Genomic DNA, 5880 nt, shown 5'->3' with positions numbered 1-5880 from the left:
AGCTTGCTCTGGAAACGGTGTCCAGTTTCAGCCAGAAACCGTGTCCAGTTTCGGCCAGAATACGCACCTTCCATTAAAGGCCAAATGAATTTACCAAGAGTGCCGACCCCTACCAGCCTAACGAAGCAGAGTAAGCTTGTGGCAAATATTTGCAGCAGATCACAAGCTTGCAGTGCGCAGTTTTGTCCGAGCACACCAAATCGTCAGACACTTCAATTTATAGCTTAATCTATACATGTATAACAAAAAATAGATATACTTTCATATACTTTAATAGAATTTGTGTTGCAGGAGATCCCATGGACGCCGTTAGAAACCCATTTGCCCCAGGTGCAGGGAGTAGACCGCCAGAGCTTGCGGGGCGGGAAGCGATCCTTATGGAGGCACAGATAGCAATTCAAAGGGCTTTGCTAGGCAAGTCCTGCCGGTCAATGATGCTACTTGGCCTGCGCGGCGTAGGGAAGACTGTTTTATTGAACAAGATCGAAGAGATGGGCGAATCAAAGGGCCACGTCATATCCGCGATCGAAGCGCCAGAAGGAAAAGCACTCAGTGAGTTGCTTCTGCCAAAGATCAATCAAGCCTTACGCAAGCTTTCTACCTCGGAGAATGCGAAGGCTAAAGTTCATCAGGCTCTGCGGGCTCTTCGTTCGTTTGCCTCCGTATTCAAGCTCTCCTATGGAGATACTTCTATTTCGGTTGATCCTGAAGTGGGCGTTGCTGACAGCGGAGATATAGAAGCAGATTTATCCGAATTATTCGTTCGCGTAGGCGAGGCTGCAAAGGCTGCTGGTAGAGCCTGGACGCTGCTCATTGATGAAGTTCAATATCTGCGCTCCGAAGATTTGGCAGCTCTAATAGTCGCACTCCATAAAGTTAATCAAAAAGTTCTGCCAGTTCTGTTCTTCGGTGCTGGACTGCCACAAGTAGCCGCGCTTTCGGGTGATGCGAAATCATACGCTGAACGGCTATTTCACTACCCTGCGGTTGGTGCGCTAGAGAATGCGGATGCGACGGAGGCAATAAGAAACCCAATCATAGAAGAAGGTGAACAAATTGACGACAACGCAATCAGCGAGATACTGGCAAAGACCAAAGGCTACCCGTACTTTCTACAAGAATGGGGCTATCAGTGCTGGAATATCGCTGACGAGTCCAGCATCAAACTAGAAGATGCGTTGCAGGCTGCAGACGAGGCAACAAAGCGTTTGGACGAGGGGTTTTTCAAAGTACGATTTGATCGCTTAACGCCCAAAGAACGGGAGTATGTCATCGCAATGGCAAAGCTTGGTAGCGGCCCATACAGATCATCGGATGTAGCCGACCTACTGAACGAAACGAATCAAAGTCTAGGACCGAGACGCGCGCAAATCATCAGCAAGGGAATGATTTACAGTCCATCACATGGGGACATTGCATTCACAGTTCCAATGTTCGAAGAGTACTTAATCCGTAATTTTGTAAAGAATGCAGACAACGCATAGGGATGAAGGTAGTAAATTCGTTTTGAATGTCTTCGAGGATGAACCGAGGCTCTGCAAAACAGCGGCGCCATTCCAAGAACCTCTCCAGCCAGAGACGTTTTACTACGTCGTCTGAATCACCAAGAAACTGTCTCTTCATGCGCGGCAGAAGTGGCTCGGTTTGATCAACCCGCCGACGCCTTTCGAATGGCCAGACTCGCCATTCCGCCCACCTCGGTGTTGAAGTGCCCCAGCAAACCCCGAAGCAAGGCAACATCGGGCCTAGACTGATTCGGTGATGGCTTGGCGCGCCCCAAAAACTGCGACAGGCTGTGAATGACCTCGTTGTAGGCCTGCAGCGGCTTGCCTTGCAGGTAAGGCACTTTGGGCAGAAAACTATTAAGGCGATCGAACGCCGTCATATAAGTGGACAAAAAGGATTGCGCGACAGCGAATGGTGCCAGTTCGGCCGCGTCACCCAAATCCAGCAATTTTTGCTCGAGCGTCAGCATGGCCAGCACGCTCATGCTGCTTTTCGAGCCGTAGGCTTGCAGGTATTTTTTCATCAAGGAACGATCAAAATCGTATTGCGCAGCCGTTTTAAGTTGCGACCATGACGACATGCTGGCGACGGGCTTGTACCCATCGCCCAGTAGGTGATTGGCCACCCGGATCATCCCCGAATGCGCCACGGGCACATACAGCTCGGACTGCGAGCGGCTGGCGTGCACAAACGGAAACAGCGGGACCATGGCCACTGGGTCCGCCGGGTTCATGATCCGCCTGATTTGGGTTTCCGGTATGCATTTGGTCATGTCATGGGCAAACGACAGATAGCCCACCCGCGGGCTGCCCAGCGTGTACAGCGCCACGTTGTAACCCCGCATTTGAAGCAGTGCCGCATTCAGGTTTGCCAAGGCACCACCCAGGCTGTGGCCAATGCAGTGAATTACCGTGGGGCGCTTACCTGTGTCTTCAATGGGGCGTTCTGTGGCGATGTCACATCGAATTTGGATTGTTGGATATCCAGTTTCCTCACCCACTTCGTAACCATGTCGGTCGTTGAAATAAAGCATGGCGTCCGATTTGTTTTTTAGCCAATAAAGCTGCTGGTTGATGATGTTCACCATGCGAGCCTGATCATGCTCAACCTGTGGATCGCCCTTCACTTCGTCAAAGTGAAATCGACCCTCTTTGTCTGTCAAAACCACATCTTTGTGAAGCACCAAATCACCGGGTTTGGGTTGATCGTCCTCGGCATTCCAAGAGTAAACACGCTCAATTTTCAAACCTGCTGCAGGTTTGCCGTGGTTCAGCATTTGACCATCAACGGCAGAGAACAGGATGACTTGCTTCAGCAAGGGCTTGTCGTCGCTGGGCACAAAACGCAGCAAATGGACGCTGGCCGGGGCAATTACGAAAGTCCAGACAAGAGAGAAAGCAAGCAGACCGAAGAAGATCCACATTGTTTTTTTAGACATTGAACACTGCGCGCCTGTATTGGAAACAGTGCGCAAGCGTATCAAAGAGCGCGGAAGGTGAGAAATTGAGGGATGGGTCTGCTTGAATCGGAGGGATGGCGGAACGCGGGGTTTGCCCCGCTTATTCCTGCACTTTTCCGCGTGCGGCTTTCACTTCAGACCGAATGGATTTGGCCTTCAGCCGACGCTTTTCAGAGCCGTATGTGGGCTTGGTGGGGCGGCGCGGCTTTTGAACCAGCTGAGCCTCGGCGACAATGGCCTGCAAGCGCGCAAAGGCTGCGGCCTTGTTCTCCTCCTGGCTTCTGGAGGCTTGCGCCTTGATGATCAAGACACCGTCTTTACTGACGCGCCTGCCGGGCAATGCAAGCAGCTTACCTTTCAGTTCAGCGGGAAGCGACGAGGCGTGAATGTTGAAGCGCAGATGCACCGCGCTGGAGACTTTGTTGACGTTTTGACCGCCTGGGCCTTGGGCGCGGATTGCGGTGAACTCGACTTCTTTTGGCGATACCGTGAACGACATCGGACTAATTGCCCCCTCATACTCGACCACAACAATTATTGCAGGTCGCCTACGGCAAAAACTGGCTGAATGTTATTTAGTCAACTATCAAAGGCCTTATAGCCTTGGTCTACGCGCTGAGATGATCAATCGCAACGTCTAACGCCAAAGTTCACCGGCGACCATGCGAAGCATGGGCGTCCGTGTGCAACGCCCAGTTAGGCCGCCGTCAACTTGAGTTTGCCAACGCCTTTCAAGTCAACGGACTGCCGAGCCACCCAAAGATCGTGTGCGTCTTGCATGGCAAGCCAGCTCTCAGGAGAGCGGCCAAGGGACTTGGCAAGACGCAGTGCCATTTCAGGAGAAATTCGGCCGGTGCCGTTCAAGATGCGACTGAGCGTAGATGCAGCAACGCCGAGCTTTTCGGCCAGCAGGCGACCGCTGATCCCATTGGGCTCAAGGTAGATGCCAGAGATAAACTCGCCAGGGTGGGGAGGGTTGTGCATAGCCATTAGTGGTAGTCCTCATAGTCTAGAACGTAGGCGTTTCCGTCTTGGAACTCGAACGTGATGCGCCAATTACCGTTGACGGTAATTGACCAGCGACCTTGCATTTCACCTTTCAACGGATGCAGGCGAAAACCAGGAATGTCCATGTCCTCAATGGACTTGGCAGTGTCCAAGGCGGCAAGCTGAAGCCTCAATCGTTTGGCGTGGCTAGCTTGAATGCCTGAGGTGCTGCCAGTCTCAAAAAGACGCCGCAAGCCTTTATGGCGAAAACTCTTGATCATGTCTAACTGTAGCATGTTGCGCACTGCGCAACAAGTGGCCTAACGCCGCGCTCTGCGGAAATTTGGGAGCGCAAGCGAGTAAATTTTCCGTAGCAGCGCATTGTCAGGCCAACGCGGCATATCGCTCAACCTTCAGCAACCATTTGGACCGCTGCGCCTCTGAGGTGCCACGAACTGGGCCAAATGAAGTGATCTTGACCGGCTTGATGCCGCAGAATTCGAGAATAGTCTTTTTCATCTGATGATGCCCCGGCATTGTGTAGACGAACCGGTAATACCATGGCGGGGTATCCATGGTAACGATGGCATGAGCGCTACGACCTACCAGCAGTCGATCCCACCATGGCGAATCCTTGCGGTACTTGAATGCATATCCCGGCAAGAAAATGCGATCAAACATTCCTTTGAGGATCGCTGGCATTGATCCCCACCAAATCGGATAGACGAAAACTAGGTGCTGCGCCCAACTGATTGATTCACTAATTTCGACAAGTGCAGACTCTAACTCTAACTCCTGCCGTTTGTTGTACCCGTGACGCAGCACGGGGTCAAACTCGACTTCTCCGAGCTTAAAAAGCCTGACAGTGTGACCCGCTGCCCGTGCCGATGTAGCGTACTTCTCCGCAATGGCATTGCAGAAGCTCAATCCATCGGGATGGCCGAGAATAACTGTGATGTTCTTGGGCACTGTGAAGATGCTCCTTATCATGTATGCCTAACGATTAAGCTAATCGGCGCGGTTCCTTTCGGAGCGACCGGTTGAGCGACTTGTTAGGCTGGAGGGTTTTTCCACCAACCGACCGGAAGCATATTTGTGCAGCACACTGGCAATAAAAGTCTGATAGGGAATTCCCTCTTCAAGTGCTCGCGCCTGGATGTCCATCAAGTCAGGTGAGGACAATCGAATATTGATCCTCTTGTCTTTGATAAAGGTTGCACTTGCTGCCGCCTTGAATTTTGCCAAATCGCTTTTTTTTGGCGAAGTAGATTTGAGCTCACCATGCTCGTAATCTGCCAAGATATCAGTTTCAAATTTATCAAGTTTTTTCATTTGGCGTGCTCCTGCTCAAATCATCCCGAGTCGCTTTCCGGCTTGGAATGACCGTTTTCAAGAAAAATATTCAGGTTCCTCAACATAAGGCACCAAGTAAGCATAACCATTAAGCGCCACAACGAGAATGGATTGACCCGGGTACTTGTTCGAATTGGGATGATTCAAATTATCCAGTACACCATCAGCCTCAATTGCCAGCACAATCTCCTCGAACGAGATGCTCCGTTCGCTTTTCAGCACTTCATTTTTTTCATGGTTCCAGCGAAATGGTTTCATCGCGGCATCACATCAAAATGTGGTAAGCGTCACGCCGACACCGCCTTGCGGTGATGTATCAGAACTTGTAGGTCTTGTCTGAATCTGGCTTGTTCAGTTCGTCCACGCAATGGCCATCAAGTTGTGCCTGAGCGATTGCAAGCTCCAACCGGTGCAGGATTTGCTCCAAAGACTCGCCTGCTTTAAAGCGCAGCATTGCCAGTGTCTTTTTTCCATCGTGAGCCACGGCGGCGTGGCGTATGGGCTTGATTGAGCCGATCATGATTTGTCCCCCACCGTGCACTATGGCCTCGACGTGGGGGTGGGATTTGGTCAGG

The 5880-nt window shown here is 51.5% G+C and carries 9 protein-coding genes; 1 reads left to right on the top strand and 8 read right to left on the bottom strand.

What is annotated here, in order from left to right:
- Positions 1-299: 299 nt before the first annotated feature.
- The gene (locus tag QQJ87_RS00890) at positions 300-1484 is read left to right on the top strand and encodes an ATP-binding protein (protein ID WP_284279393.1); all 1185 of its coding nucleotides are present in this window, start codon (positions 300-302) and stop codon (positions 1482-1484) included.
- A 164-nt stretch (positions 1485-1648) separates the two neighbouring features.
- On the opposite strand, the gene QQJ87_RS00885 is transcribed toward QQJ87_RS00890, so the two are convergent.
- From QQJ87_RS00885 to QQJ87_RS00850, 8 genes are all read right to left on the bottom strand, one after another.
- The gene (locus QQJ87_RS00885) at positions 1649-2944 is read right to left on the bottom strand and encodes a lipase family protein (protein ID WP_284279392.1); all 1296 of its coding nucleotides are present in this window, start codon (positions 2942-2944) and stop codon (positions 1649-1651) included.
- Positions 2945-3065: 121 nt separating this feature from the next.
- Positions 3066-3464, bottom strand: a complete 399-nt coding sequence (gene arfB, locus QQJ87_RS00880; RefSeq protein ID WP_284279391.1) for an alternative ribosome rescue aminoacyl-tRNA hydrolase ArfB — start codon at positions 3462-3464, stop codon at positions 3066-3068.
- Between the two features lie 197 nt (positions 3465-3661).
- Positions 3662-3955, bottom strand: coding sequence for a HigA family addiction module antitoxin (locus QQJ87_RS00875; RefSeq protein ID WP_284279390.1), 294 nt, complete (start codon positions 3953-3955; stop codon positions 3662-3664).
- A complete protein-coding gene (locus tag QQJ87_RS00870; RefSeq protein WP_284279394.1) occupies positions 3955-4233 on the bottom strand; it encodes a type II toxin-antitoxin system RelE/ParE family toxin in 279 nt (92 codons plus the stop codon). Before QQJ87_RS00870 ends, QQJ87_RS00875 begins: the two co-directional genes overlap by 1 nt.
- Before the next feature lie 103 nt (positions 4234-4336).
- Entirely contained in the window at positions 4337-4921 is a 585-nt protein-coding gene (locus QQJ87_RS00865; protein WP_284279389.1) for an NAD(P)H-dependent oxidoreductase, read from the bottom strand.
- Between the two features lie 39 nt (positions 4922-4960).
- Entirely contained in the window at positions 4961-5284 is a 324-nt protein-coding gene (locus QQJ87_RS00860) for a CopG family antitoxin (RefSeq protein ID WP_284279388.1), read from the bottom strand.
- A gap of 57 nt (positions 5285-5341) precedes the next feature.
- Positions 5342-5563 carry a hypothetical protein gene (locus QQJ87_RS00855; RefSeq protein WP_284279386.1) on the bottom strand — a complete coding sequence of 74 codons (222 nt, stop codon included), beginning with the start codon at positions 5561-5563 and terminating at the stop codon, positions 5342-5344.
- 58 nt (positions 5564-5621) lie between these two features.
- Positions 5622-5880 (bottom strand): hypothetical protein (locus QQJ87_RS00850; protein WP_284279385.1); only part of this gene is annotated, 259 nt, incomplete at its 5' end.

The sequence above is a fragment of the Limnobacter litoralis genome, from assembly GCF_030160455.1.
Taxonomy (GTDB): domain Bacteria; phylum Pseudomonadota; class Gammaproteobacteria; order Burkholderiales; family Burkholderiaceae_B; genus Limnobacter; species Limnobacter litoralis.
Note: the sequence above shows the minus strand (reverse complement) of the source record. Positions and strands in the feature narration are given on the sequence as shown.